The 26,343-nt window shown below is 30.0% G+C and carries 30 protein-coding genes; 19 read left to right on the top strand and 11 right to left on the bottom strand.

Features of this window, described 5'->3' with window-relative positions; genetic code table 11:
* Window positions 1-424 precede the first annotated feature (424 nt).
* The 4 genes from Q0K54_RS01530 to Q0K54_RS01515 are packed head-to-tail and all read right to left on the bottom strand — an operon-like array spanning window position 425 to window position 2,493.
* Window positions 425-895, bottom strand: coding sequence for a hypothetical protein (locus tag Q0K54_RS01530; RefSeq protein ID WP_294578079.1), 471 nt, complete (start codon window positions 893-895; stop codon window positions 425-427).
* 6 nt (window positions 896-901) lie between these two features.
* Window positions 902-1,327: a hypothetical protein gene (locus tag Q0K54_RS01525; RefSeq protein WP_294578078.1), complete on the bottom strand. Its 426-nt coding sequence runs from the start codon at window positions 1,325-1,327 to the stop codon at window positions 902-904.
* Complete coding sequence (locus Q0K54_RS01520) at window positions 1,305-2,318, bottom strand: zinc-binding dehydrogenase (protein WP_294578077.1); 1,014 nt, start codon at window positions 2,316-2,318, stop codon at window positions 1,305-1,307. The genes Q0K54_RS01525 and Q0K54_RS01520 overlap by 23 nt, the downstream gene beginning before the upstream one ends.
* Window position 2,319: 1 nt before the next feature.
* Window positions 2,320-2,493, bottom strand: a complete 174-nt coding sequence (locus Q0K54_RS01515) for a hypothetical protein (RefSeq protein ID WP_294578076.1) — start codon at window positions 2,491-2,493, stop codon at window positions 2,320-2,322.
* 103 nt (window positions 2,494-2,596) lie between these two features.
* On the opposite strand from Q0K54_RS01515, the gene Q0K54_RS01510 reads away from it, so the two are divergent.
* From Q0K54_RS01510 to Q0K54_RS01480, 7 genes are all read left to right on the top strand, one after another.
* Window positions 2,597-3,169, top strand: a complete 573-nt coding sequence (locus Q0K54_RS01510) for a TetR/AcrR family transcriptional regulator (protein ID WP_294578075.1) — start codon at window positions 2,597-2,599, stop codon at window positions 3,167-3,169.
* On the top strand, window positions 3,169-3,558 hold the full coding sequence (locus Q0K54_RS01505) for an arsenate reductase ArsC (RefSeq protein WP_294578074.1): 390 nt from the start codon (window positions 3,169-3,171) through the stop codon (window positions 3,556-3,558). The genes Q0K54_RS01510 and Q0K54_RS01505 overlap by 1 nt, the downstream gene beginning before the upstream one ends.
* A gap of 9 nt (window positions 3,559-3,567) precedes the next feature.
* Window positions 3,568-4,170, top strand: coding sequence for a GNAT family N-acetyltransferase (locus Q0K54_RS01500; RefSeq protein ID WP_294578073.1), 603 nt, complete (start codon window positions 3,568-3,570; stop codon window positions 4,168-4,170).
* Between the two features lie 143 nt (window positions 4,171-4,313).
* On the top strand, window positions 4,314-4,886 hold the full coding sequence (locus tag Q0K54_RS01495; protein WP_294578072.1) for a nitroreductase family protein: 573 nt from the start codon (window positions 4,314-4,316) through the stop codon (window positions 4,884-4,886).
* A 20-nt stretch (window positions 4,887-4,906) separates the two neighbouring features.
* The gene (locus tag Q0K54_RS01490; RefSeq protein WP_294578071.1) at window positions 4,907-6,295 is read left to right on the top strand and encodes an ROK family protein; all 1,389 of its coding nucleotides are present in this window, start codon (window positions 4,907-4,909) and stop codon (window positions 6,293-6,295) included.
* Between the two features lie 12 nt (window positions 6,296-6,307).
* Complete coding sequence (locus Q0K54_RS01485; protein WP_294578070.1) at window positions 6,308-6,961, top strand: HAD family phosphatase; 654 nt, start codon at window positions 6,308-6,310, stop codon at window positions 6,959-6,961.
* 50 nt (window positions 6,962-7,011) lie between these two features.
* On the top strand, window positions 7,012-7,719 hold the full coding sequence (locus Q0K54_RS01480) for a YoaK family protein (RefSeq protein WP_294578069.1): 708 nt from the start codon (window positions 7,012-7,014) through the stop codon (window positions 7,717-7,719).
* Window positions 7,720-7,792: 73 nt separating this feature from the next.
* Here Q0K54_RS01480 and Q0K54_RS01475 read toward each other — a convergent pair whose 3' ends face one another.
* The gene (locus tag Q0K54_RS01475) at window positions 7,793-8,701 is read right to left on the bottom strand and encodes an AEC family transporter (RefSeq protein ID WP_294578068.1); all 909 of its coding nucleotides are present in this window, start codon (window positions 8,699-8,701) and stop codon (window positions 7,793-7,795) included.
* A gap of 67 nt (window positions 8,702-8,768) precedes the next feature.
* Here Q0K54_RS01475 and Q0K54_RS01470 point away from each other — a divergent pair, with 67 nt between their 5' ends.
* Window positions 8,769-9,041: an acylphosphatase gene (locus Q0K54_RS01470; protein WP_294578067.1), complete on the top strand. Its 273-nt coding sequence runs from the start codon at window positions 8,769-8,771 to the stop codon at window positions 9,039-9,041.
* Between the two features lie 88 nt (window positions 9,042-9,129).
* Window positions 9,130-10,296 (top strand): iron-containing alcohol dehydrogenase, encoded by a 1,167-nt coding sequence (locus Q0K54_RS01465; RefSeq protein WP_294578066.1) that lies wholly within the window; start codon window positions 9,130-9,132, stop codon window positions 10,294-10,296.
* A 116-nt stretch (window positions 10,297-10,412) separates the two neighbouring features.
* On the opposite strand, the gene Q0K54_RS01460 is transcribed toward Q0K54_RS01465, so the two are convergent.
* Window positions 10,413-11,081 carry a MurR/RpiR family transcriptional regulator gene (locus Q0K54_RS01460; RefSeq protein WP_294578065.1) on the bottom strand — a complete coding sequence of 223 codons (669 nt, stop codon included), beginning with the start codon at window positions 11,079-11,081 and terminating at the stop codon, window positions 10,413-10,415.
* 58 nt (window positions 11,082-11,139) lie between these two features.
* Between Q0K54_RS01460 and Q0K54_RS01455 the strand changes: the two genes are divergently transcribed.
* Window positions 11,140-11,742: a hypothetical protein gene (locus Q0K54_RS01455; RefSeq protein WP_294578064.1), complete on the top strand. Its 603-nt coding sequence runs from the start codon at window positions 11,140-11,142 to the stop codon at window positions 11,740-11,742.
* 17 nt (window positions 11,743-11,759) lie between these two features.
* Window positions 11,760-13,043, top strand: coding sequence for a PTS sugar transporter subunit IIC (locus tag Q0K54_RS01450; protein ID WP_294578063.1), 1,284 nt, complete (start codon window positions 11,760-11,762; stop codon window positions 13,041-13,043).
* A gap of 85 nt (window positions 13,044-13,128) precedes the next feature.
* Here the strand turns inward: Q0K54_RS01450 and Q0K54_RS01445 are convergent, their stop codons facing one another.
* From Q0K54_RS01445 to Q0K54_RS01430, 4 genes are all read right to left on the bottom strand, one after another.
* Window positions 13,129-13,848 (bottom strand): glucosamine-6-phosphate deaminase, encoded by a 720-nt coding sequence (locus Q0K54_RS01445; protein ID WP_294578062.1) that lies wholly within the window; start codon window positions 13,846-13,848, stop codon window positions 13,129-13,131.
* 12 nt (window positions 13,849-13,860) lie between these two features.
* Window positions 13,861-14,490, bottom strand: coding sequence for an HAD family hydrolase (locus Q0K54_RS01440; protein ID WP_294578061.1), 630 nt, complete (start codon window positions 14,488-14,490; stop codon window positions 13,861-13,863).
* A 97-nt stretch (window positions 14,491-14,587) separates the two neighbouring features.
* Window positions 14,588-14,980, bottom strand: coding sequence for a GntR family transcriptional regulator (locus Q0K54_RS01435; RefSeq protein WP_294578060.1), 393 nt, complete (start codon window positions 14,978-14,980; stop codon window positions 14,588-14,590).
* The gene (locus Q0K54_RS01430) at window positions 14,980-16,359 is read right to left on the bottom strand and encodes a PH domain-containing protein (protein ID WP_294578059.1); all 1,380 of its coding nucleotides are present in this window, start codon (window positions 16,357-16,359) and stop codon (window positions 14,980-14,982) included. The genes Q0K54_RS01435 and Q0K54_RS01430 overlap by 1 nt, the downstream gene beginning before the upstream one ends.
* 121 nt (window positions 16,360-16,480) lie before the next feature.
* Here Q0K54_RS01430 and Q0K54_RS01425 point away from each other — a divergent pair, with 121 nt between their 5' ends.
* From Q0K54_RS01425 to Q0K54_RS01390, 8 genes are all read left to right on the top strand, one after another.
* Window positions 16,481-17,197 (top strand): MurR/RpiR family transcriptional regulator, encoded by a 717-nt coding sequence (locus Q0K54_RS01425; RefSeq protein ID WP_294578058.1) that lies wholly within the window; start codon window positions 16,481-16,483, stop codon window positions 17,195-17,197.
* A gap of 170 nt (window positions 17,198-17,367) precedes the next feature.
* Window positions 17,368-18,711 carry a PTS sugar transporter subunit IIC gene (locus tag Q0K54_RS01420; RefSeq protein WP_294578057.1) on the top strand — a complete coding sequence of 448 codons (1,344 nt, stop codon included), beginning with the start codon at window positions 17,368-17,370 and terminating at the stop codon, window positions 18,709-18,711.
* Window positions 18,704-20,119 (top strand): 6-phospho-beta-glucosidase, encoded by a 1,416-nt coding sequence (locus Q0K54_RS01415; protein ID WP_294578056.1) that lies wholly within the window; start codon window positions 18,704-18,706, stop codon window positions 20,117-20,119. Before Q0K54_RS01420 ends, Q0K54_RS01415 begins: the two co-directional genes overlap by 8 nt.
* A 19-nt stretch (window positions 20,120-20,138) precedes the next feature.
* Window positions 20,139-20,786: an RDD family protein gene (locus Q0K54_RS01410; RefSeq protein ID WP_294578055.1), complete on the top strand. Its 648-nt coding sequence runs from the start codon at window positions 20,139-20,141 to the stop codon at window positions 20,784-20,786.
* 129 nt (window positions 20,787-20,915) lie between these two features.
* Entirely contained in the window at window positions 20,916-21,641 is a 726-nt protein-coding gene (locus Q0K54_RS01405; protein ID WP_294578054.1) for a MurR/RpiR family transcriptional regulator, read from the top strand.
* A 98-nt stretch (window positions 21,642-21,739) separates the two neighbouring features.
* Window positions 21,740-22,411, top strand: a complete 672-nt coding sequence (locus Q0K54_RS01400) for a nitroreductase family protein (RefSeq protein ID WP_294578053.1) — start codon at window positions 21,740-21,742, stop codon at window positions 22,409-22,411.
* Between the two features lie 76 nt (window positions 22,412-22,487).
* Window positions 22,488-24,236: a hypothetical protein gene (locus Q0K54_RS01395; protein WP_294578052.1), complete on the top strand. Its 1,749-nt coding sequence runs from the start codon at window positions 22,488-22,490 to the stop codon at window positions 24,234-24,236.
* 103 nt (window positions 24,237-24,339) lie between these two features.
* A complete protein-coding gene (locus Q0K54_RS01390) occupies window positions 24,340-25,380 on the top strand; it encodes a GNAT family N-acetyltransferase (RefSeq protein WP_294578051.1) in 1,041 nt (346 codons plus the stop codon).
* A gap of 228 nt (window positions 25,381-25,608) precedes the next feature.
* On the opposite strand, the gene Q0K54_RS01385 is transcribed toward Q0K54_RS01390, so the two are convergent.
* The coding region (locus Q0K54_RS01385) for a DDE-type integrase/transposase/recombinase (RefSeq protein ID WP_294578050.1) at window positions 25,609-26,343 on the bottom strand (735 nt) is incomplete at its 5' end.

Here is a 26,343-nt window from a genome sequence, read left to right as displayed (position 1 = left end):
ATATATTTAGATATTTCTTGTTTATACTTTACTGCTACATGATCATTACCTATTCCTATTTTTATAATTCTCTAAACTCCTTAATTAATTCTTGATATGATTTTTGTTTTCCCAATAATGCACTAGTACCTAAAATAAAACCATCACATCACAATGAAAATGTCTCCATCAGCATTATCTAAGGCTAAGACTTATTTTTTTAATCGCCAAAATCTATACACATCATCGAAGAACATAATAGTTTTGATATTTAGATATGGCCTCCTTTCTTTAAGAATATATATCTATTCTAACAAAAGAATTAATATAGCTTATTGAATTAGCTTGATTAGGACAAAAGTTACTATTTTTTAATAAGCAGTTAGGAAAATACTGGACATTTATTCCTGAAATAAAAAGAAGATAATCTTCATATGATTATCTTCTAGATTATTTCTTGTTTTGCTGTTTTTTGACAAATAGCACGTTTAGCTTTAATAATCATAAATATAGCTAATAAAAGAACGATTATCAAGACCACAAATCCAGTGATAATGTTCATTGTTCGCTGTTGAATATAGCTTTTTCCAAACTCAGCAAACATAGCAGTTTGTAAAGTAAAAACGGATACTAGTGCTTTAGCTAAAGTGATCATCTTGCTGGCATGGTATAATGGATTTGTAGCTTTACGATATTTAAAAGTACTAATGATTGCCAAAATAAAGTTATAAAAAGTATAGCCAGCGGCAGCATAGATAATATAACCAGGATAGGTAGTTACTTGATTATCATGAATCATATAGACACTCATACCAATAATGGCAATCGTTAAAGTTAGTAAAATATAACCACATTGACTATATTTTTTATATGCTTCTACCTGTTTGTTTTTAGTATTGTTTGCCTGTCGTAGCAAGAAAAATTATTCACTACTTAAAATGATGTAATAAAAAGCAACAGTACCAAACCATAATGAATGATAATAAATTCCGACAAAAGCCTTATATAATGAGTAAATTAAATTAATATATAATGAAATATGTAAAGAAACATTGGCCTTAAAATCAATGTCAGTATTATAGCGATGAAAAAAACTATAGCGATCTAAAATATCTTTAATTCCCCGCATCTTATTGATTATAAAAATTAAATCTATAAGCAATGTATATGCGGTTATTGGATAAAGGGCATAAGCGATAATTGTTTTATTTAAGTTATTAAGAAAAATAACTAATAAAATAATGATGGTGATAAATGTAAATAAAAGCAGCGTCTTAATTGAGGGAAATAGAACTGCCTTTAAATATTTTTTAAATGTGGTCATATTAGTTAAATTTAATGACCACATTTAAAGCGTTGTTGACATCGCTTGCCGTTTGAATTGCCATTTCTAGTTGTTCAAGTGGAAACTCATGAGTTATGATTTGTTCAATATCCCATTTACCACTTTTCATTATTTCCATGACATCTAAGACATCTTCGCTCATATAACCGCCAGAACCAATGATGCTTTTTTGACCATAAGTTAAATTTAATAAATCTAATTCACGTTTTTGATTATTAACAGCAACATTAACTAAGCGACTTTCAATTTTGCCAACTTTCATAAAAAGATCATAAATTTCTTTAGCTCCACTGGCATCAATAAAACCATCAATATTTCCAGTAGGTCCATTAATACTAAAAGCTTGTCCAAAATAATTAATAGCTGTTTGCAGGAAATCTTCTTTGCTGGTATTACAAGTTTTAAAACCTAATTTTTCTGCAATATTTAATCGATAATCAGAAATATCACAAACCAGGATCTTTTCAATTCCAAAATAGCTAAGGGCAATAGCACTGGCTAGGCCAATAGTTCCACAACCAAAGACAACAAAATTTTCACCGACTTTAGGTTGTCCCCGTCTAGCAGCGCGACAGCCAATAGTAAATGGTTCAATTAAGCAAGCAATTTTATCGGGAATTTTATCGGGAACTAGATATAACGAATGATTAATTTTAGCGTTGGGAATTAAGATATATTCAGAAAAACCGCCAATCGTCCCGGCCCGACTGTAGTCATCTTTGGCATATAGTGGATACGGATATACTCGTTGCCCGACTTTAAAATCTTTAATATTTTTACCAATTGCAACAATTTTTGATACCGTTTCATGACCAAATTCTTCACCAACTGTTATTTTATGACCAGTATTAGTGCCATGATTATAAACAGCAACATCAGTACCACAGATACTAGAATAAATGTTTTTGATTAAAACATCATTATCACCGACTTGAGGAATCGGTACTTCCTTAATTTCAATCTTTTCTTTTCCTAGGTAAATACCTGATTTCATGTTATTTCACTCCTTTACAAATAGGGATAAGACTAATAATGCCCATAACTCCAATGATAATTCCTTGATTAAAAGCATTCCATTCATCAATCAAAGACATACAAATTCCAATTTCTAAGAACATAATGCCAATTAAACCTAAAATTAAATATATAAAATTTTCCTTTTTCATCATTTAGTCTTTATCTCTTGCAATTTATATTATCGTTAGATAAGATTAATTTATCAATCATCAATATTCCAATTTGTGTTGGAATAATAAAGAGAGGAAGTAGTTGATGAATAAAAAGAATAATCAACGTTTTCGTGAAACTGAGATAAGAATGGAAAGTGCGATGTTAGAGTTGATGAAAACAATGGAATTTGAAAAAATAACAGTTAAAAAAATTTGTGAGCAGGCACAGGTTAATCGTTCAACATTCTATGCTCATTTTATTGATATATATGATATGTTAGATAAAATGGAAAAAGAGTTAAGAAAGGAATTATTAGAAAGTTACGATACTAAAGATAATTTGATTTTTTCTAAGTCATCATTTATTAATTTTTTAAAACATATCAAGAAACACAAATATTTTTATAAGATTAATCTGCAAAACCGTAAGAGTTTTCCTTTACAACAAGGCTATGAACCGTTAATGGCAATTATTAAAGAGCACTGTTATCGAGCAGGAATTATTGATAATGATGAGATAATGTATTATTTTATTTATTTTCAAGCGGGGTTTACGATGACGTTAAAACATTGGGTAGATACGAATTGTAAACTTAGCGAAGCTGAAATTGCGACAATTATTGAAAATTGTCTTCCTGCTGTTTTAGTAAATCGAAAAGAACAGGAGGTTAATTAATGGAAAGAAAATTAAAAATTGCTTTTGTTTGTGTTCATAATTCATGCCGCAGTCAAATTGCTGAAACTTTAGGAAAGAAATTTAAACATGATCAATATGAATTCTATTCTTGTGGCAGTGAAAAACAACCGATGATCAATCAAGATGCAGTTAGAATAATTAAACAGATGTATCAAATTGATATGGAAGAAAATCAATATAGTAAATTAGTTGATGAAATTCCAGAAGTAGATATTGTAATTTCGATGGGATGTAATGTTCAATGTCCTTATCTAGGTAAAGACTTTGATGATAATTGGAATTTAGAAGATCCTAGTGGTAAAAGTGATGAGGAATTTATTAAAGTGATTAAAATAATTGAAGAGAAAGTAAGGAATTTAAATTATTAGGAGGTTACTATGCAAAATAGTCCAGTGCTTGAAACAAAGAGATTTATTTTAAGAAAATTTAATAATGATGATCTAAATGACTTACATGAAATCTTAAGTGATGAGATTGTTAATGCATATCTACCATGGTTTGTAAGTAAAACATTAGAAGATACTAAGCAATTTATGAAAGAGCGAATTTATCATGAATATCAACAAGATGTAGCCTATTTTTATGCTATTGAAGCTAAAGATACTCATAAAGTAATCGGATATGTTGATATTACTGATATTGATTTAAAAGAAAAATGTGGTGACTTAGGATATGGAATTAATCGTTTATATTGGAATCAAGGAATCGCCAGTGAAGTTAGTCAAGTTTTATTACAACAATTAAAAGAGGACGGTTTTGCTTTTATTACGGCTACCTGTGATCAAAATAATATTGGCAGTGGTCGGGTCATGCAAAAATGTGGGATGTGGTATATGTATTCATATCAAGAACAATGGCAACCTAAAGACATTACCGTTATTTTTAGATTATATCAAATTAATTTAGATGGAAATGAAAAAAGGGTCTTTAAAAAATACTGGGATATGTATCCAGTGCATTTTATTGAAGATAGTATCTAAATAAAAGTAATTATATAAAAACGGAGCAATCCGTTTTTTATTGTGGAAAAAAGCAGCTAATAATGAAGATAAAATGATATAATATATGTATATGAGTTGTTAATTGGATAATAAATAATAATTACAAAGTTGAGGAATAAGATATGGATATTTTTAAAAGTCGTCGTTCAATTAGAAATTATCAAACTAAAATGATTAAAGAAAATGAGCTGGCAGAAATTTTAGAAGCTGGCAGTTTTGCTCCAAGTGGTGGAAATAATCAAACCACACACCGTATTGTAATAACTAATAAAGGGATATTACAAGAATTAGAAAAACTGGTTGTCCAGGAGTTTGCCAAAATGCAAATAGTCGATAATATGTATAAAAGTATGAAAAATAGCATTTTACGATCTAAAAAGGGCAATTATTTTTACGATTATCAAGCACCGGTACTGGTAATTACTGCTAATAAAAAAGGATATGGTAATGCGATAGCTGATTCAGCTTGTATGATTGAAAATATGATGTTAAAAGCGACCGAATTAAATATTGGTTCCTGCTGGATCAATCAGTTGCATTGGTTAGCTGATAATCAAGTTATTAAAGAAAAGTTATTATCATTAGGATTAAATGAGGATGAGACAGTTACCGGAGGAGTTGTTTTTGGTTATATAAAAAACCAGCCAAAAACACCATTAAAAAGAACTGGAAATAAAATAACAAGAATCGATTAATAAGATTGGGGGCTGGAAAGGTGGATGAGTTTTTAAAGAATACCTACTGCTATCTGTTTAAGTACTGGATTTTGGGTCAAAAGATCAAGGGTTGTACCATTACTTTAAAAAATGATAATTATATTGCACTTGATAGTTCTAAATATCATGGTATTGTTTATTTCCATCCGATGGAAATTATTGAGTTAAAAATTGAAAATGTGTTGGATCATAATACGGAATTTTATTTACATTTTCAAATGAATAATTTTAATCATGCAATGCAATTGTTTGAGGAAATGAAAGAATGTTTGGAACAATTAGAAAAGGAAAAAGCAATCAAAGTTTTATTAAGTTGTAGTGGGGGATTAACGACTTCATATTTTGCAGAACTTTTAAATGAAACAGCACAGATGTTAAATTTAAATGTTCATGTCGATGCCTGTGCCTATGAGAAGATTACTAAAAATATTGACGCTTATGACATAGTATTTTTAGCACCGCAAATTGCTTATCAGATTGCTCGACTAAAACAAGTAAATAATAATGTTTCGGTTTTAACGATTCCTAGTCAAATATTTGCTAAATATGATACTAAAGGTTTTTTTGATTTATTATTTGAAGAACTGGCAAAAATAAATCGCCAAGAAAAAGTAGCAATTCAAATTAAAAAGAAAACTAAAAAGAAAAAAAGTGTTCTATGTATTGCGATTTTTAGAGATCGACGCCGGATTCACATTTTATATCGTTTATATGATCGTGATCAAAATCTGATCCTTGATAATGAGATAATAAAATTGAATATTTCAATTTTGGATATTAGTGATATTATCGGTTATGTTATTGCTTCGTATCATGATCTAGATATTATTGGTATCTCTTCACCAGGCTTTGTTGATAAAAAGGGGATGCTAGTATCAACTTATTTAGATGGATTGGATAATTGTTTGATCATGAATGAATTATCACAGCAATATAAGCAAAAAATTTATATTTATAATGATGTTAATTGTGCAGCAGCTGGATATTATGCCAGTCAAAACAAATATGAAAATTTAGCTTTTATTTTTCAACCTGTTAATCATTATTCAGGAGCAGGTCTTATTATCAATGGTAAATTAATTCAAGGACAGGCCAATCTAGCTGGTGAAATTCAATATGCATCAAGGCATTTAAAAACGGAATATTTTTTAGAGGAAAAAACTAAGCAGCAAATCGTTGATATTTTATTAAATGATGTTCTTTTGATTATTTCGGTAATTGATCCGGATCTGATAGTGATTTATACCGAATTAGTCACTGATTTAAAATTATTAGAAACTAATTTGAAGGAGAAATTGCCGGAAGACAGCTTGCCGATCATTAAAAAAGTAGGTAATTTTAATGAATACAATTTAATAGGCTTGTTGCATTTATGTTTGAGTCATTAAAGGAGGGAAGTTATGTATCAAGCGATTATTTTTGATTTGGATGGTTTGTTAATTGATAGTGAAATCATCTCTTATCAATTATATCAGGATTTGCTTTGTAAATATAATCAATCATTTACTGTTGAAAAATATAGTCAAAATTATAGCGGTAAATCGGCAGTTACTAATATGGAAAACCTGATTAAAAATTATCAATTGCCAATAACAGTGCAAGAGGGATTAGATTTTATGGCTCGACATGAACAGGAATATTTTAATCAAGGGGTTAAATTAAAAGACGGAGCACTAGAACTATTACAATATTTAAAAAATAATCATTATCAAATAGTTTTAGCAACATCAAGTATCCCTAAGCGAGCGTTAGGGGTATTGAAACAAAATCAAATAGATACTTATTTTGATCAGATGGTTTTTGGAACCGAAATTAAGCAAGGAAAACCATATCCAGATATTTTTTTAAAAGCCTGTAAAAAGGTAGCTGTTAAACCAGAGGATGCCTTAGTATTAGAAGATAGTGAAGCAGGAATAGAAGCAGCAAGCCGCGCTAATATTCCAGTAATTTGTATTCCTGATATGAAGATGCCAGAGTCACGATTTCAGGCGATGACAACGAAAATTTTAGATTCATTAACTCAGGTAATTGATTATTTAGAGGCTATTGAATAGTTATTTAAATGTGCTATACTAATACCCAGAAAAGATTGTAGGGGGCAATTATGAGTAGTGATGTAAATTATGATGGACTAATTCATTATACAGTTTCATTTGTAGGGGGATTTTTTGGATTATATGCGATATTATCACGTTGTGGTAATTTTGGTTCAGCACAAACAAATAATTTAATTTGTCTGATTCATGATTTATTAGGAAATAATCTAGTTGATTTTGGCGTTCGTCTTGGCGCTTTAGTACTTTATGTTCTGGCCATTATTTTAACTGTTTATTTACCAAGACATCTTAAATATGATTTGCGGATTATTAGTATTTTGATTGATTGTTTTGCCTGTTTTTTATCAATTTTATTACCGCAAGATCTTAATCCAATTATTGGTTTATATCCGATCTTTTTTGCAATGGCATTTCAATGGTGTACCTTTAAAGGAGTAGCTGGTTATGTCGGCTCAACAACTTTTTCAACTAATAATATCAAACAGTTTGTTACGGCCATTGTTTTGTATATAATGGAAAAAGATCAAAATCAGTTATCTAAAATGAAGTTTTATGGAAAAACATTACTAGGTTTTCATCTAGGAGTTGCTACAGTTTTCATTCTTTGGACCATTTATCATATTTATGCCATTTTATTATGTTTGCTTCCATTAGGAATTGTTTTAATATATATTTATTTACAGCAATTAAATAATGAAACAGTAAAAAATGATCATAAAATCAGATTATTAAGCAAATTACACATTATTAAATAATAAAAGACGATTCTATTGAGGGTAAATATCAACTCATAGAATCGTTTTCTATTATAGTTTACTGATTATTTTTCTATGAAATAATTGATAAAATAATACTACTAATTATTAATGAGATAATGATGCTGATACTGGTTGCTTCAGCGACAACACTACCATCATATCCTAATTTCTTTGTTAGGATTGAAGAAACGGAAACTAAGGGAGCAAAGTAAGCTAGATATAAGATAGTTTTAGCTAAAGTTGGTAACGGTAAAAAAATGGTAATGATTGTTAAAATAATGGCACTGATAAATCTTAATGATAGAATCTTACCAATCATAAATAAATTATCATGGTTAAATGAAAAGTCTAATTTTAAGCCAATCATAAACATTACTAGGAATGGGTTAACATTTCCAATTGTTGCTGTAATATTAGTAATAAAAGTGGGAAGCTCCAGTTTAAAAATAGCCAGGATTACTACTAATAAATAGGCATCTAAGGAAATCGATGAAATTAACTTTTTTAAAAAATAAGTAAGTTGAAACTCATTTCGAGCATTAGCAACATTGCTGGCAATAGCGTAAGTCAATCCTAGTGACATCAAGATATTGCTGACATTAAAGGAACTTAAATAAATGACACCAAGACCAGGGAAAAACGTAATGACAAATGGTAAGACAAAATTACCAATATCATAACCAGAAGCGCTAATTAAATACACACCTTGAAGTAGCGATGATTCTTTTTTAATAAAGATATGAGCAATTATCAACATTAAAATATTTGCCAATAAGCCAATAACCATTAATAATAATAAAAGAGGATTAATTGAAAGACCCAATGCACTGGAAAAAAACATACATGGTAATGTTAAATTGATTATTATTGTTGATAGTATATTAGAATCACTGGCTTTCAATAAATTGATTTTCTTAAAAAAATAACCTAAAGCCATAATTATTAAATAGGTAAATGTTTGTTGCCAGATTTGAGCCACTGTTTTTCCTCCTTTTTAAATAATTATAATATAGATAAAAGATAATTGTAAATAAAGGAAGATAAAGATGATTGTAAGAAGAAAGTATACATTTTATGGAAAAGTTCAGGAAGTTGGTTTTCGTTATCTGACCTATCAACTAGCTAATAAGTTTAAAGTGACTGGATGGGTCAAAAATAATGATGATGGAAGTGTCACCGCTTGTTTTCAAGGAAAGGATTATTTGATAGAAATAATCATTAATGAATTGAAATTAGGGCGGTATATTAATATTACGAAGCTAGAAAGAAAAGATTTAATGGTAAAGATTGATGAAAATGGCTTTAAAATGCTTAATTAATGCTTTTTAGGTATAACAAACCATAAAATATAAGTATTGGTTATTTTTGAAAAATCAGATTAAAATAATAAGCGAAGGAGTGATAAAAATGTTAGGTAATTTTGAATATTCTAATCCAACAAGATTATATTTTGGAGAAAATGCTTTAGATTTTTTAAATCAAGAGTTAAGTAAATATGGTGATAATGTTATGTTGATTTACGGTGGTGGATCAATTAAGAAAAATGGAATTTATGACCAGGTCGTAGCTATTTTAAAAGCTAATGGAAAAAATATTTTTGAAGATGCTGGAGTAATGCCAAATCCCACAGTTGAAAAACTATATGAAGGATGCAAAATTGCAAAAGAAAATAACGTTGATTTACTATTAGCTGTTGGTGGAGGTTCTGTTTGTGATTATGCAAAAGCAGTATCTGTATCAGCATATTGTGATGAAGATCCATGGGATAAATATTATTTAAGAATGGAAGATGTTGATAATAAAATTATTCCAGTTGGTTGTGTTTTAACAATGGTTGGAACTGGTTCTGAAATGAATGGTGGTGCTGTTATTACTAATCATAAAACTAAACTAAAAATTGGACATGTATTTGGTGATGAAGTATTCCCTAAATTTTCAATTTTAAATCCAACTTTTACTTATACATTACCAAAATACCAAATGGTAGCTGGATTCTATGATATTATGTCACATATTCTAGAACAATATTTTTCTGGTGATGATGATAATACTTCTGATTATATTGCAGAAGGGTTATTAAAATCATTAATTCATAGTTCACGAATCGCTATTAAGGATCCTAAAAACTATGAAGCACGTAGTAATATTATGTGGATTGCCACTTGGGCTTTAAATACTTTAATTGCTAAAGGTAAAGCCACTGACTGGATGGTTCATATGATTGGTCAATCAGTAGGTGCTTATACTGATGCTACTCATGGAATGACTTTAGCGGCTGTTTCAATGGCATATTATCATCATATTATGGAAGCTGGTTTACCAAAATTTAAACGTTATGCTATTAATGTATGGAACATCGATCCTGAAGGAAAGAGCGATGTAGAAATTGCTGAAGCTGGATTAGATGCGATGAAAGATTGGATGAATGAACTGGGATTAGTAATGAATCTAACAGAACTTGGAGTAACTGAGGATATGTTCGAAGGTATTGCTAATGGAACATTTATCAATCAAGGTGGCTATAAGATTTTAACCCATAATGAAATTGTGGAAATTTTAAAAGAAAGTATGTAAAAGCTAGATTATCTCTAGCTTTTATGATTTTAAAACATGTTATAAGTTTTATAACATGTTTTTTTTGCGTTAAGAATTAGTTAAAAAAATGTAGTAATTTGTATAATATAGACGGACTAATTGAATAGAAGGGTTTCAAAAGCAATGATTGTTTCACCAAAAAATAAATTAGCCTTATTTAATTCATGAGAAAATGAATCGTATTTGCCAATTAGAATTGGCAAGGTGGCATTTTGATAAATTGGCGATTCTTTATTGGCGATGAAACTAATAACTGGAATATCGTTTTTAGAAGCTTGAATCACAATTTCACTCAAGCGACGGGTTTGTCCTGAATAGGAAACAACAATTAAAATAGTGTTATCGACAAATAATTGGTCAAACATTTCCATATGGATCACACATAAAGCCGGATATCCCATTAGTGTTAATCGCTGTTGAATATATTCAGCAATCGGAGCTGAAAAACCCAGACCAAAAACAACGATTCGTTTTGACTTATCATTTAAAAGCCTGGAAAAAGCGTTTTTATATTCAAGATATTTTTCATTAAAGTTGATAGTAGTATCCTTGGTAGATGTCAGATGATAAACCATATCACTGTATCCCTTAAAACCAAATTTATTACATAGTTTATAGATCATTGAGGTACTAGTGTAATTATCCTTTGCCATTTGACGTATACCAATAGACTTTAATTCGAATAAATGATCTTGCATATATAAGACAATCTGTTTTTCTAAATCATTCAATTCATATTTTTCAATCAAATGCTGTGCATTCATAAACTCACACCCTTTGATTCAATTATGTCATAGATAGTAGAAGGGAGCAAGCTAAAAAATGTATTATGATCCATGGTCAAAAATAAAAACTAGAAATGGTTATGCTGGTGACGAAGTTATTTCAGCATTACAAAAATCAATCCGTCGAGGGTTAGAAGAACAAGCATGTATGTTTGCTTATGAGTTGTACATTTCTTCACCTCAATTAGAAGAAAAATTATGGCGTCGTTTATTAACGATTTCGGTAGAAGATATTGGAATGGGGAATCCAATGGCGGCAATTTTAGTTAATAATCTATATCAAATGAGCCGTGAATTTGATTACTCTGATGGTGATCGTCCAATGTATTTTATTCATGCAATCAGATACTTATGTCAAAGTGAAAAAGATCGTTCAAGTGATTTATTAAAGAATATTTGTATTAAATCATTTGCAATGGGTAAATTCCCTGAAATTCCTGATTATGCATTAGATAAACATACTGTTAGAGGACAACAAATGGGGCGTGATTCTTTCCATTTCTTAAATGAAGCTAGCAAAGTCTATCCTCAAAAAGAAGTAGATAACGATTATAAAGAAAGATATGCCAAAATATTGGAAGAATATGATCCAGAAAATGTTTGTGAAACAGCATTTAAATTTAATGGTTGGCAATTTTAGAACAGGAGAGGGAGAAAATGATTAATAAATTAGAAAAGTTGTTAGCACCGATATCTGATAAATTAGGAAATCAACGGCATTTACAGGCGATATCTAATGGGATGATGATGTCGCTGGCATTAATTGTTGTTGGTTCGATCTTTTTAATTATCGCCAATCCGCCAATCAACTTAGATTTAGTGGATTTAAATACTGGTAACATTTTTATGAAGGGGTTAATTGCCTGGAAACAATGGGCTGTTGCCAATTATAATACGATTACAATTCCCTATACTATGACAATGGGATTAATTGGGATGGTAACTGCTTTTGGAGTAGCATATTGTTTGGCTGAAAGCTATAAAATGAAAGCTGCTGTCAGTGGAATCATTTCTATGTGCGTCTTTTTAATGATTGCTGCACCCGTTAATGATGGCAGCTTATCAATGAGTTATTTAGGGGCTGATGGTTTATTTGTAGCTTTAATTGTTGGATTAGTATCAGTAGAAATTTGTCGAATCGTTGGAAACAAAGCGGTATTTAGTTTTCCGCCAAGTGTGCCAAGTGCGGTAACTAATTTTGTTAATTCACTATTGCCATTAGCGGCTAATATTATAATTATATTTGGTTTGAATTTGATTTTACAAGCACTAAGTGGTAAATCATTACCAGAGTTTATCATGGGAATTTTAACCCCAGCAATATCCGGAGTTGATAATGTTTGGGCTTATATGGGAATTTTTGCGTTTTCTAATATTTTGTGGTTATTTGGGATTAATGGTTCATCAATTATATTTCCAATCGTCTTTACCTTGGGAATTACTAACTCTGGTTTAAATGCTGATCTAGTTAATGCTGGAAAAGCGGCTGAAAATGTTATGAATTTACAGATGTATCGCTATGCCGTTTTAGGTGGTGGTGGTAATACCTTGGGATTGGTTTTATTGATGTGTTTTTCACATGTAAAACATTTAAGAACAATTGGTAAATTAAGTGTGGTTCCTGGTATTTGTGGAATTAATGAACCGGTAATTTTTGGGGCACCGATTGTTTTAAATCCAGTTTTGGCAATACCATTTGTGTTGATGCCTTGCATTTCAATTTATCTAGGATATTTAGTACAATCTTTAGGGCTGGTAAGTATGGGTTATATTGTTGATCCATCATTCACACCATTTTTTGCCCAAGGTTTTTTATCAGCATTAGATATTCGAAATGTTATTTTCATGATTGTATTAATTGCAATCAGTATGATCGTGTATTATCCTTTCTTTAAGGTTTATGAAAAATCTTTAGCGGAAAAAGAAGGAACTGATCGTTAGAAAAATATTTCCTATTTTTAAGCAGGGAAAGTTAATATAGATTTATAATTTGATTAAAATAAAACCAGTTCATTTTGAACTGGTTTTATATTCTCTTAATTTTGTCTTGGTCAAGAAGACTGGCAGCCTCTTGATCACAAATAACAGTGAAATTTGGATGTAATTTTAAGATGGTTGCTGGTACATCTTGATTGATTGGTTCTTCCATAAAACGTTTAAAGATTTCAGCTTTTTCTTTACCATTTACAATCATGACTAAATGATTGACACGCATTAAACTTTTAGCACCCATAGTTAAAGTATGTGGTTGTCTGGGGCGGTCAGCATAATCAGGATTAACAGCTTGTTTATCAGTAAATTTAATTTTGTAAGTATAGCTATCAAATGGAGTACAACGTGGGCAGTTACCACAGAAATGACCATCATAACCTAATCCGATTACCATGACATCAATGCCACCAGCCTGACGAATTTCATCATCATAATTCATCCAATTATCGTTATTCATTATATGAATTCTTTCATCAGGAATATTAGCCGGTTTAAAAAATATTTCTTGCATTTCATTCCAGTTAGGACCATGTTCTTCATCGATATATGGATTTTCGTCAAATAAATAGTATTCAATATCTTTAAATTTATCTTGATCTTTAATGTAAGGGATCATCATATTATACATTGTTTTAGGGGAACGACCAGAAGTCAATGAAATGTTAACACGTTTATCTTGCATCATTGCCCCAAGTAAGATAAACATCGCACTTTCACTCATTTTTTGCTCGTTTTCTTCAATAATCAGCTTCATTGTTTTTCTCCTTTAATTTTCTAATAATTTTAATAAATCAAGTGGTTGCTTAAAAATTAGACAAGATTCATCTAGTTCAAATTCTTTAGTACAACCCCATTTAGCTAAACCGAAATCAACATTCGCATTTTTGCATGTAAGATAATCTGAATATGCATCACCAATATAAATAACATCATTATTAGCAAGATTTAAGCGTTTTAAACATTCTAGAATTGGTTCGGGATCAGGTTTGTGTTTAATAGTATCTTCTTCTAAGATAGCAGTTGCAATATATTTATCTAAGCCTTTAGAAACAAAATCAATTTCATATTGTTTCTTTTTCTTAGAAGAAACAATAGCCTGAATAATTTTTCCATCAAATGCTTCAAAAACTTCGGCCATACCTGGATATAAAGTAGCTCCATCTTCGTATTCATTGACGTATTTGACCCAACGAGTATAAGTTTTTTCAGGGTTGGTTACTTGTAATTCTTCCATAACTTTTATTCCGGGATAGGAAGCAAACTTAAGTACTTGTTCAAACGTCCAATCTTCGCCAGTTTCTTCTTTAATGATTTTAAGTAGGGGAATCATATTCATTTTTAATGTATCAAGGACAGTTCCATCAATATCATAAATAATAGCTTGGTATTTTTTCATCTGTACTACTCCTTTGTTTAATTATACTAATGTTTTGTAATTGAAACAATTGTAATCTAAGCAGTTTTGTAAAAAAATAATGATAAAAACAAATATTTTAACGGTTAATAGCTCTATCATATTGAATTGTTTGTAATAATTTTTGACATGTTTCTAAAAATTCCTCTTTATCCATTCCTTTTACTATTGCTTCACTGGCAATTAAACCTAATTCACTTACTAGTTTTTCTTGATATTCAACAGAAGTATCAATTGTTGGCTGAACTTTAGCGCCATGACGACGATCAATACAGATGTAACCCTCTTGTTTTAATAGATTATAAGCCTTATTGACAGTCATATTATTAATCTGGAGATCCTTGGCTAAGGCTCTAACTGTTGGTAAGGCTTCTCCGTATTTAAATTCTCCGGTGGCAATTTTTTTAACAATTTCATTTCGTAATTGGAGATAAATCGGTGTTTCACTAGTAAAATCTAACTCGATGATCATTAAATCAGCTCCTTTGCTTCTTGATATATTTTTTGAGTATTACTTATATTATCATCATTAATAATGTATGTGGCTTCATCAGTCTCTACAATAATAAAACAATGATGGAAGTTGGCTTTATAAACTAAACAATCACCATATTTATCATAATGACAATGGCCTTTAGTAAAAAAGATTGCATCAGTTCCATTGGTTCTGATCCCTGCTCCTAAATCATCAGTAATACTGATATCATTAATATCTTCAATATCAATCTTTACATCATAAAAAGGACTGGAAACGACAATTACATTATTTTCAATTGAAAGATCAGCTAGCTGATTAGTTAAATCTAAATAACCCGGATATCCAAAAATCAATACTAACAGACCAATTATAAATGACCATATTGCCATAACGAAATATTTATAAGCGGGTCTTGCAGTATTAAAAATCATTTGAGTTCCAATCGGTGAAGTAACTAAAGTTTTAGGATCGGCTTTATTATAGTAACTAGGACCGAAAAGACCAATTTTCCAGCAATCATCATCATAAATATTATATTCATAATTAATTTTATTTTGTAATAATTCTTGTTTTTTTGTCTGGTATTTTTTACTTTTATCAATGATGATAAATAAGTTAATTACCATAATTATACTTATTAAAATAACCAGGATAAATGGTAATTGGTTTAACAGATAAAATTGGATGATCAGATTGAATAAAGCATCGATTAAAATTACGCTAAAAAAGCAGTGTGACAAATAATCCTGACGTAAACTGTTGATAGCAATATTAATATGACTGTCATCACAATACGTTTTATTTGGCATCCTTTTTATTATTACTAAGCCAAATATTAAAGCAATAAATTGTAAGATTAAATAAAGATATTGTTCAAAGCTGGCTTTAAAATAAAGCATGCCACCTAAACAAATGAAATCAATAATGATAATGATTAAATACTTATAATAGTTAAACGGTTTATTTTCCATATAAGCTGATAGTTTTAAATCGATTTTAACGGTTTTAATTTTTTGATTAGGCCAATGATAATTACGTTTAAGTAATAGTAACTGGTGACGATATTTTTTTAAAGGATAATTTACTAGTAATAAATTTATCCAGATAACAATCAGAAAATAAATGATTTTAAAAAAATCTGGAATTATAAAAATAGGTAAATAAAGAATAAAAGATAAAATAAAGATTTTAAACAACTCATTTTTAAAATTTTGAATTATCATTTTAACTTCACTTAATTGATAAGCTTCATCTGGGATTTTAACCAAAAACAAATGACCATTTTCAAATTTACTATATTTATTAGTAGTATAATAATAAATACTGTTAATAAATAAAACAGTTAAAATCAAGATAACATAAGACAATAACATACAATCACCTCTATTTGTATTATAACATATAATACAAATGATACAATAAGTTGATTTAGTTATTATTAAAAAAGTGATATAATAGTAGAAATTTTCTTAAAATATATTCAGGAGGAATTAGATGTTTAAAGCACAGCAAATTAAAGAACTTAATGATAGTGAATTACAAGTATTTGAGTTTATCATGAATAATCAGTTGATTGTTCCTTATCTAACCATTAGAGAATTAGCTAGCCATAGTAATGTATCAACTACTACAATATTACGTTTTATTAATAAGATGGGTTTTGATAGTTACAATGATTTTAAATATGCCTATCGGTTATCACTACAAAATGATTCACATTTTGAACAAGAGTATGATTATAGTGCTGTGATTGATTGTTTAAAAAAATTTGATAGTGATTTTTATCGTGATATGTTTAATGAGGCAATGATTTTAATTGGAAATAGTGAAGAGATTATTTTTATTGGAGTCGGTAATTCTGGGGCAGTATGTCAATATGGTGCCCGACGTTTTACTAGTTCTGGTAAGTTTGCGATTGCGATTAATGATCCTTATTTAAAGTTGCCTGGTTTAAATAGAAATAATCTAGTTATTGTATTATCGGTTTCCGGTGAAACACCAGAAATCATTGATTTAGTTACATCATGCAGGCAAGGTGATTGTAAAGTATTAGCGATAACAACTTCTAAAAGCAGTACCCTGGCAAAGCTGGCTGATTTAACCATTCCGTATTATATCAAAAAAGTGGGAGTTCAGATGTTTGATATGACAACCCAAATTCCGGCTATTGCCGTTATTGAAAACTTAACAACAATGTGTTTAAAAAAATAAAACGCATTGTTTTTTTAGTGTAACAGAAATCAAAATATGAATAGGGTTGCTAGAAAGGATAGAAATATTTAAATTTTAAGATGATTAGTTATAATATAATTTGTCGATAAAATACAGCGCTTACAAAAAAATAGACCGTTTAGCTAAACAATATGGGAGGAAAATTTAAGATGGAGAAAATGCAAGGGTTTATGGAACGCTTCTTTGTTCCAGTTGCCGCTAAAATAAATGCTCAACGGCATGTAGCGGCAGTTCGTGATGCCTTTACATTATCATTCCCGCTAACAATGGCAGGGTCAATGGTATTATTAATAAACAACGTATTCTTAGATCCTAATGGATTTATTGCCAGTTTATTACATTTAGGTGATTTAATTCCTAACTTAACAGATTATCAAGCTATTTTAAATTCAGTTGTTAATGGTACTACTAATATTTTAGCAGTATTAATTGCATTTTTAACAGCTTATCAATTAGCTGAAGAGATGAAAGGTGATAAAGTATTATGTGGTATTACTGCTTTATCAGCATATTTCATTTTATATCCGGCTTCTAGAGAATTTGTTGATGGAAGTGGTTCTGGTTTAACTACAACATATTTAGGAGCACAAGGATTATTCGTTGCTTTATTTGTTGGTTTATTTGTGGCTGAAATTTTAACTAGATTAGGACGTAATTCAAAGTTAAGAATTTCAATGCCAGAAATGGTACCACCAGCAGTATCTAAATCATTTAACTTATTAATTCCAATTATGATCGTATTAGCATTAGTTGGATTAATTAACTTTATTTTCAGTAATATCACAGCAGATGGTATTCAAGTATTAATTTATAATGCTATTCAAGCACCAATGACTTCTCTTGGAAGTTCTATGGGTACAATTTTAGTATTTGTAGTAGTCCAACAATTCTTATGGGTATTAGGTATTCATGGTCCTAACACTTTAAATGCTTTAAGATCAGTTATCTTTACAGAACAACAAAATATGAACTTAGTATATGTAGCAGCCAATGGTACTGCTTGGGGTGCACCTTATCCGGTTAACTGGGGATCTATTAATGATGCTTTTGGTAATACCGGTGGTTCTGGGGCAACTTTAGGTTTAATCATTGCTATGTTTATTGCTGGTCGTAAAAATAAAGCTCAGTTCCAAATCGCTAAAATGTCTTTAGCACCAGGTTTATTTAACATTAATGAACCAATTATCTTTGGTTTCCCGCTTGTTATGAACCCAATGTATATTGTGCCATTTATTTTAGCACCGGTTGTATGTAATATTATTGGATGGCTTTGTGTAGCGGTCTTTGAAATAATTCCACCAGTAGCTTACAGTGTTGCTTGGACAACACCAGGTTTCTTGATTCCGTTTTTAGGATCTGGAGCAACTAGTATCTTATCATTAGTTATTGGATTTCTTTTAGTTGGTGTAAGTACATTAATTTATTTACCATTTGTAATGGCAAGTACAAGAGCTGCTGTTAAAGCAGAAGCGGCAGGTGAAGCTAATGCGTAAGGATTTTTTATGGGGCGGTGCAGTTGCCGCCCATCAAGTTGAAGGTGGCTGGAACGAAGGCGGTAAGGGTCCTAATGTTTCAGATATGATGACAGTAGGTGGCGTTGGTAAAGAACGTCGAATTACTAAAACAATTATTGATGGTGAATATTATCCTAATCATGAAGCAGTAGATTTTTATCATCGTTATAAAGAAGATATTGCTTTATTTAAAGAAATGGGATTTAAATGTTTTAGAACATCAATCTCTTGGGCTAGAATCTTTCCCGAAGGGGATGAAGTTACTCCAAATGAAGCTGGTTTACAATTTTATGATGATATGTTTGATGAATTATTGAAAAATGGAATTGAGCCAGTAATTACTTTAAGCCATTTTGAAATGCCATATGGTTTAGTAGAAAAATATGGTGGATGGCGTAATCGTAAATTAATTGATTTATTTGCTAATTTTGCAAGAGTATGTTTTGAAAGATATCAAAATAAAGTAAAATATTGGATGACTTTCAATGAAATTAATAATCAAGCTAATTATAAAGCTGATGTTGCTGTTTTTACTAATTCAGGAATTCTTTTTGAAGAAGGTGAAGATCGCGAACAAATTGTTTATCAAGCATCTCATTATGAATTAGTTGCTAGTGCAAAAGCAGTAAAAATTGCCCATGAAATTAATCCGGATTTACAAGTAGGATGTATGATGGCAATGACACCAATTTATCCATATTCTTGTAATCCTGATGATATGTTAAAAGCAGTCGGAGCTAATCACAAACGTTTCTGGTTTTTAGATGTGCATGCGCGCGGTAAATATCCTGGGTATATGAAAACTTTCTTTAACCGTAAAGGATATCAATTAGATATTAATGATGAAGATTTGACAGCATTAAGTCAGGGTTGTGTTGATTATATCGGATTTAGTTATTATATGTCATTTGCTACTAAAGGTGATGGTGATGACAATCTTGATTATGATGAAGCTAAAGACTTATGCTTAAATCCATATATTGAAAAAACTAAATGGGGTTGGCCAATCGATCCTAAAGGACTTCGTTATACTTTAAATTGGTTATATGATCGTTATCAATTGCCAATGTTTATTGTTGAAAATGGTTTTGGCGCAATAGATGAAATGGTTGATGGTAAAGTTAACGATGATTATCGAATTGAGTATTTAAGAAATCATATCCGCGAAATGAAAAAAGCTGTTGATATTGATGGAGTTGACTTAATAGGTTATACTGTTTGGGGTTGTATCGATTGCGTTAGCTTTTCAACTGGTGAGATGAAAAAAAGATATGGATTTATCTATGTAGATAAAAATAATGATGGAAGCGGCAGCTTAAATAGAAGTAAAAAGGCATCATTTGATTGGTATAAACATGTAATTGCTACTAATGGTGAAGAATTATAAAAAGGATTTGAGGTAGACTATGAAAAAAATATTAGAACTAAGAAATAAAGAAGAGAAAAATGATTTAAGTCAGATTAGAAGATTTATTGCTTATGCAATTGACTGGTATTTAGGTGGGGTCGTAGCCTCTTTACCAATCATTATTATTTATATGATGTTACATGATGATGCTACTAGTATTCCTCAAAACATCGCTATCTTTGACTATCCCTACAATTTTATTGCCGGTGGACTGTCATTTCTAGTGGCGATAATTTATTATGTGATAGTTCCGTTAAAAGTTTTCCCGGGGCAGACTGTTGGAAAAAGAATATTGAAGTTAAAGATAGTTAATAATAATTATTTAGATGTTAGTATTAAACAAATTATTATTAGACAATTAGTTATGATTATTTTAATTGAAGGAAGTATTTATAGTTGTAGTAATATGTTGCATCAATTGATTAATACAGCAACAAATTTCAATTTTAGCGGTATCTATGCTTATATAGGACTAGTAATTAGTTTAATATCTGCTATCTTAGTTTTGGTATTAAAATCCAAACGGGCCTTACATGATTTAGTTGCCGGTACTAAAGTAGTCTATCTTGATTCTAATCAATATGTAGTAGCAACACGAAAAATGAAGAAGAAATTAAGAAAGAATCTTAAGCTTGCAAATGGGTAAACAAATTGTTTACCTTTTTTGTTTTATTTAAGATATTTTTAAATTGTTTAGTTTAATAAATTAATTTTATGTTAAAATAGAACCAATTTATGTATTTAAAAAGCTAAATATAGAAAGGAATTTGACATAATGATATCGATTGAACAATTAAAACAGCTAAACGATTTAGAATATGAAATCTATACATATCTAGTAAGTCATCAAGATTTGGTTACAAAAGAAAAGTTAAGTGATATTGCCAATGTTTTACATGTATCACCATCAATGATTACTAGAGTATGTAAAAAGCTAGGTTATGATGGATTTTCTCAATTTAAAATTCAGCTTCGATATAGTCAAAATCGAGAAACAAGTATTCAAGAAAATAATATTGAATATATATTGGATTATTTTAAAAAGATTGATAATGCCCAATCACAGATTCCGATAAAAAATATAGCTCAAATGATGGTAAATAGTAATGAGGTCTTATTCTTTGGCATTGGACTTTCTGGAGCAATGGCAAAATATGCTTGTTATTTATTTAATCGGCGGGGTTTAAAAAGTTTTTTCGTTGATGATTTTTCACATCGTTTTAATGTTTATGATCAAGAAACTTGTGTGATTATTTTTACAGTTAGTGGGGAGACGACAGAGATCAATAATCAAATAATGTTTATTAAAGAAACTGGAGCTAAAGTAGCGGTAATAACCAATAGTGTTAATACTACCGCGGCTAAACTGGCTGATGAAGTAATTTGTTATTATGTTCCATCACATAAAGATCGTTATTTTTATTCATCAGCTACTCAGGTTCCTGTTGTTCATATTATTGAAAGTATTGCTCGTGAAATTGAAAATATCGGTATTCGTTGATTATTATTTAAAGAGTGTTTGTTATCTGAATAATTTAGCTTAAGATGATAAAATCCAAAAGATATAAAAATAATAAATTTTATTTAAGGAGTGATTTAATGGATTTATTAACAGCAATAGAAACAAGACATTCGGTACGTAGTTATACTGATCGAAAAATTGAAGGAAAAGTTAAAGAGGAATTATTGGCATTTATTGATCAGTGTAACTTGGAGGGAAATTTAAATATGCAACTAGTTTTAGATGAACCCCAGGCATTTAGTAGTAAAATGGCCCATTATGGCAAGTTTAATAATGTAAAAAATTATATCGCTGTTATTGGAAATAAAGATGCTAACTTAGCTGTAAAGTGTGGCTATTATGGTGAAAAAGTAGTATTAAAAGCCCAGCAGTTAGGATTGAATACTTGTTGGGTAGCTTTAACATATAAAAAGGTCAAGCAGGCAATGACAATTAAAACTAATGAGAAATTAGAATTAGTAATTGCAATTGGTTATGGAACAGACTCAGGTAGCACTCACAAATCCAAAAGCTTGGATCAAGTTATCGATAAAAAAAGTGAGCTGCCTCAATGGTTCAAGGATGGCGTTAAAGCCGCATTATTAGCACCAACGGCAATGAATCAACAAAAATTTGTTTTTTCTTGTCATGACAAGACAGTATCGCTAAAAAGAGGAACCGGATTTTATAGTAAGATTGATTTGGGAATTGTGAAATATCATTTTGAAATAGGAGCTCATGGGGCTGAGTTTGTTTGGAAAATTAAATAAAAACCACAAATTTTTGTAATTATTATGTGAATTTTTAATCTTCGTGATATAATTTTATTATCTGGAGGGAAAAAGGATGATTGAAATTCGGGGAATATATGTTGAAAAAACTAATCAACAATATGATATCATATGTCAAGAAGGTTTGACAATTATCCATGATTTAGATGATGAACAAAAACAAGCCTTATTAGAAATATTTGCTGGTAATAATACTAATTATCAAAGTTGTTTGATTAATGGTCAAGTAATTGATAATCAAAGTTTAAAACATAATAGTTATTGCAGTTTAGATATTCCAAGAATGGAAGCTGATTTGACAGTTAAAGAAAATTTTCAATTATTATGTCAAATTTATCAAACAGAGATAAAATTAGATCAAAAACGGCTGATTAAGGAACTGGAGTTAGAAAACTTATTATCGTGTTATCCTGAGCAGTTATCTTTAAATGATAAGAAAAAAATTAGTTTGTTTTATGCAATTATGTTACAACGTAATATCACGGTTTTATCAGAAATACTTCCAGTTGATGATTATCAATTGAAAGTAAAGATGGCTAAATTGATAGCTAAATACTTAAACCATTGTACTACGATTATTATCATTAAGGATCAATTTTTAGATCAATATGCAAATTTCATTGGCCATTTTAATCAAACGCCGGATAAACAGGAAGTTAGTTTATCGTTTTCTAACAACAGTAATATTAAATTATTGAAATATTATCTTCAGACGATTAAACATCATCTTATTAGTCATAGTTTAATGATGATTGTATCAGTAATTGCGACTTCTTTGATCATAACCGGGATTTTTATAATTCATAATGAAAGCTATCATACAGATATGCAAGTAGAAATTTTAGCATCCGATTATTTTTTGATCCATAATAGCGATAATGATCAGCCGCTTGCTATTGATCAATTAGACCAATTAAAAAACATCAAAAATATCAGGAAATTATATCCGGTCTATTATTTTAATAACATTTCGGATACTACAATTACCTATCAAGACGAAACACCTTTAGATATTGGAACGGTTGCTTACATGACTTATGATGATAGTTATGCAAAAATGAAAAATTCAGTAGCTAATGTGTTGCTTTCAAAACAATTAGAAGAAAAATTAGAACCAATCTATGATGATGATTATACTTTTCAATTACCAATACCAATTCTTATCGATACTGATGATGGTCAAGAAATAGCTGATTATTCTTATGAGTCAGTAAATTTACCAATTGGTGGTGTCATTGAAGATCGATTAGCAGAATCATCAGGTTCAATGTTTTTTGATGATGATTATATTGTCTACATTCCTTTATCTATTTATCAGGTTTATCTTGAGCAACAAGAAAATTTAACGAATTGTTTTAGTGAGTACCTGGTTAAGTTAGCAGCCAGTGATTTTTATAATGAATTTGAACAGGAATTAAATAAAATCGGTTTAACTAGTGAAGGTATTTATGAAGAGTACAATTATGCTACTGATGTATCGTTACAAAAAGGAATTAGTGAATTTATTATCGCTGGAGTTTCATTGATGTTAGTTGTTTGTATTATCAGATATTTTACTAGAAAAAATGATCAACACTTTTTTCAATATTTAAATGCTATTACTGGAAAAAGTAATATTAGTTTAATGATGCTGGGTCAATTAACTAAAGCGATATTTCTTTTTTTAATGATCATGATGGTATTTTTGGTCTTGAATTATCAATTAAATATTAAGGTAGAAATATCATTGCTTAGTCTTTTGACCATAATTGGATTGACAATTTTCATTGAGTTTTTTCCGTTATTATATCGCATGAAAAAATAATTTTGGTAATCCTGGCTAATTTTATTTTTGAAAAAAGATATTTACTTTATTATTTAGACAATAAGTGATATACTACTACAAAAATAAAGGAGGCTAAAGCAAAATGAAAATACGTCAAGCAACAATGAAGGATTTATCTGCAATCACCGCCGTTGAAGCTGCTTGTTTTCCATCTGCTGAAGCAGCCAGTAAAACTGATTTTGAAAATCGGTTACAGGTTTACCCTAACCATTTCTGGGTTATGGAAGAAAAAGGAAAAATAATTGGATTTATAAATGGTATGGTTAATAGTCATAGTACCATTAGTGATATATTATATAGTAAAGCTTCATTTCATGATGAAGCCGGAAAGTGGCAGATGATTTTTGGGCTAGATGTTTTACCTGAATATCGCCAGCAAGGATTAGCAGCTCAATTAATTGAACAAATGATTGAACAGGCTCGAAAAGAAGGACGTAAAGGGTTAGTTTTAACTTGTAAAGATAAACTGATTCATTATTATGAAAAATTTGGTTTTAAAAATCGTGGTATTTCGCAATCGGTCCATGGTGGGGCTATCTGGTATGATATGCTGTTAGAGTTTGGACAGATCAACTTGACACGCTTGGGACGTTTTATCTGTTATGTCCTTAGACATAGACCTGATGCGATTGGAATAAAATTAGATTGTCATGGCTGGGCAGATGTTAGTGAATTAATTAGTGGTATTCGTAAAAAAGGTTATTTTATTAATGGCGGTTTATTAGAAGAGATTGTCGCTCAAGATAACAAGCAACGCTATCATTACAACGAGGATAAAACTAAAATTCGGTGTGCTCAAGGACATTCAATCAATGTTGATGTTGAATTGGATGAAAAAATACCACCAGAGTATTTATATCATGGAACAGCAATTAAAAATTTATCAGGTATTAAAGAAAATGGAATTTGTAAGATGCGACGCTTATATGTTCACTTATCAAAAGATGAGCCAACGGCTATTAAAGTAGGCAGTCGTCATGGTCAACCAGTAGTATTAGTCATTGATGCTAAAAAAATGGTTGAAGATGGTTATAAGTTTTATTATTCTAAAAACGGCGTGTGGTTGTGTGATGATATTGATTTTAAATATGTTGTAAAAATTATTGACGAAAGTAATGGTTAAGACCGTTACTTTTTTTTATAATATAAATATAAGAGGTAGTGTAAAGAATTTATGAAAAATTAATATCGAACCAAAAATTTTCTGCACTTTTTTACACAAATCCGCAAAAAAAGAAGGATGAAATCCAGTTTTGAAAAATCGTAAATTTTTGAATCCTGAAATTAATAAAAAAAGCCCAAAAAAGGGTGCAATGAGGGTATCGGGTCTCACAGTAATTTTTAAACAATTCTAATTAATGTGATATTGCGAACTTAATTCAATCAGCTTTAACCATCTATCTGGCATGAGCATCGAATTATCAAAAAGATCATCATCTATAGGTGTTTTAAAGTCTAATGATGAATGTTGTCTCAGAAAATTAAAGAAGCATACAAACAGAACCATATAGCTATTGGCACATTCAAGCTTGTCATAACCATTCGTACCATAGTAGTTTTGTTTATATGTTCTATTAAGGCGTTCTTCGATCTGTTTGAAAGGACGATATTTCTTGGACTCTTCATCTTTGTTTTTAACACCTATTACTTGATGCAAATCAAAATTGATGTCATTTAATTCAAAGAAAACCTGAGCTGCATTGTAAATAGGATTACCATCAGTGATCAAGGTCAGATCAACAGGGATCTCGCTATATTTGTTGAGACAATCACATATTGATTTACAAGCACATTCAGTATCTCTGATCGAATATATCGTATAGGAAGTAATGATCTTGCTTACTGGATCAGACCAAAAGAATACATAATGATTCTTTCCTGTGATCTTGATATATGTTTCATCGCCAGAAAGAGTACTACCGATTTTATAAGGATATTTATCGACCAGTGATTTTATGACAGCTGAAACAGAGCTGGCATAATTGATGATGGTCTGATGAGAAATGTTCAAACCATGGACCTGTTTAAGGATCAAAGCAGTTTTTCTGGAAGATAATCCATAGTTGACATAATAGGTCAAAGCAAG

This window comes from uncultured Thomasclavelia sp., assembly GCF_944324745.1.
GTDB lineage: Bacteria > Bacillota_I > Bacilli_A > Erysipelotrichales > Coprobacillaceae > Thomasclavelia.
This window is presented reverse-complemented; position numbering and strand designations above follow the sequence as displayed.

Bases quoted from the DNA above. Each gene is read 5' to 3' on its own strand.
- Q0K54_RS01435 (WP_294578060.1), bottom strand. From the start codon at position 14,980: ATGATCATCGAGTTAGATTTTACTAGTGAAACACCGATTTATCTCCAA.
- Q0K54_RS01395 (WP_294578052.1), top strand. From the start codon at position 22,488: ATGATTGAAATTCGGGGAATATATGTTGAAAAAACTAATCAACAATAT.
- Q0K54_RS01455 (WP_294578064.1), top strand. From the start codon at position 11,140: ATGTATTATGATCCATGGTCAAAAATAAAAACTAGAAATGGTTATGCT.
- Q0K54_RS01510 (WP_294578075.1), top strand. From the start codon at position 2,597: ATGAATAAAAAGAATAATCAACGTTTTCGTGAAACTGAGATAAGAATG.
- Q0K54_RS01485 (WP_294578070.1), top strand. From the start codon at position 6,308: ATGTATCAAGCGATTATTTTTGATTTGGATGGTTTGTTAATTGATAGT.
- Q0K54_RS01430 (WP_294578059.1), bottom strand. From the start codon at position 16,359: ATGTTATTGTCTTATGTTATCTTGATTTTAACTGTTTTATTTATTAAC.
- Q0K54_RS01445 (WP_294578062.1), bottom strand. From the start codon at position 13,848: ATGAAGCTGATTATTGAAGAAAACGAGCAAAAAATGAGTGAAAGTGCG.
- Q0K54_RS01505 (WP_294578074.1), top strand. From the start codon at position 3,169: ATGGAAAGAAAATTAAAAATTGCTTTTGTTTGTGTTCATAATTCATGC.
- Q0K54_RS01520 (WP_294578077.1), bottom strand. From the start codon at position 2,318: ATGAAATCAGGTATTTACCTAGGAAAAGAAAAGATTGAAATTAAGGAA.
- Q0K54_RS01400 (WP_294578053.1), top strand. From the start codon at position 21,740: ATGGATTTATTAACAGCAATAGAAACAAGACATTCGGTACGTAGTTAT.
- Q0K54_RS01515 (WP_294578076.1), bottom strand. From the start codon at position 2,493: ATGATGAAAAAGGAAAATTTTATATATTTAATTTTAGGTTTAATTGGC.
- Q0K54_RS01500 (WP_294578073.1), top strand. From the start codon at position 3,568: ATGCAAAATAGTCCAGTGCTTGAAACAAAGAGATTTATTTTAAGAAAA.
- Q0K54_RS01465 (WP_294578066.1), top strand. From the start codon at position 9,130: ATGTTAGGTAATTTTGAATATTCTAATCCAACAAGATTATATTTTGGA.
- Q0K54_RS01495 (WP_294578072.1), top strand. From the start codon at position 4,314: ATGGATATTTTTAAAAGTCGTCGTTCAATTAGAAATTATCAAACTAAA.
- Q0K54_RS01410 (WP_294578055.1), top strand. From the start codon at position 20,139: ATGAAAAAAATATTAGAACTAAGAAATAAAGAAGAGAAAAATGATTTA.
- Q0K54_RS01470 (WP_294578067.1), top strand. From the start codon at position 8,769: ATGATTGTAAGAAGAAAGTATACATTTTATGGAAAAGTTCAGGAAGTT.
- Q0K54_RS01405 (WP_294578054.1), top strand. From the start codon at position 20,916: ATGATATCGATTGAACAATTAAAACAGCTAAACGATTTAGAATATGAA.
- Q0K54_RS01440 (WP_294578061.1), bottom strand. From the start codon at position 14,490: ATGAAAAAATACCAAGCTATTATTTATGATATTGATGGAACTGTCCTT.
- Q0K54_RS01480 (WP_294578069.1), top strand. From the start codon at position 7,012: ATGAGTAGTGATGTAAATTATGATGGACTAATTCATTATACAGTTTCA.
- Q0K54_RS01460 (WP_294578065.1), bottom strand. From the start codon at position 11,081: ATGAATGCACAGCATTTGATTGAAAAATATGAATTGAATGATTTAGAA.
- Q0K54_RS01450 (WP_294578063.1), top strand. From the start codon at position 11,760: ATGATTAATAAATTAGAAAAGTTGTTAGCACCGATATCTGATAAATTA.
- Q0K54_RS01425 (WP_294578058.1), top strand. From the start codon at position 16,481: ATGTTTAAAGCACAGCAAATTAAAGAACTTAATGATAGTGAATTACAA.
- Q0K54_RS01390 (WP_294578051.1), top strand. From the start codon at position 24,340: ATGAAAATACGTCAAGCAACAATGAAGGATTTATCTGCAATCACCGCC.
- Q0K54_RS01420 (WP_294578057.1), top strand. From the start codon at position 17,368: ATGGAGAAAATGCAAGGGTTTATGGAACGCTTCTTTGTTCCAGTTGCC.
- Q0K54_RS01525 (WP_294578078.1), bottom strand. From the start codon at position 1,327: ATGTGGTCATTAAATTTAACTAATATGACCACATTTAAAAAATATTTA.
- Q0K54_RS01415 (WP_294578056.1), top strand. From the start codon at position 18,704: ATGCGTAAGGATTTTTTATGGGGCGGTGCAGTTGCCGCCCATCAAGTT.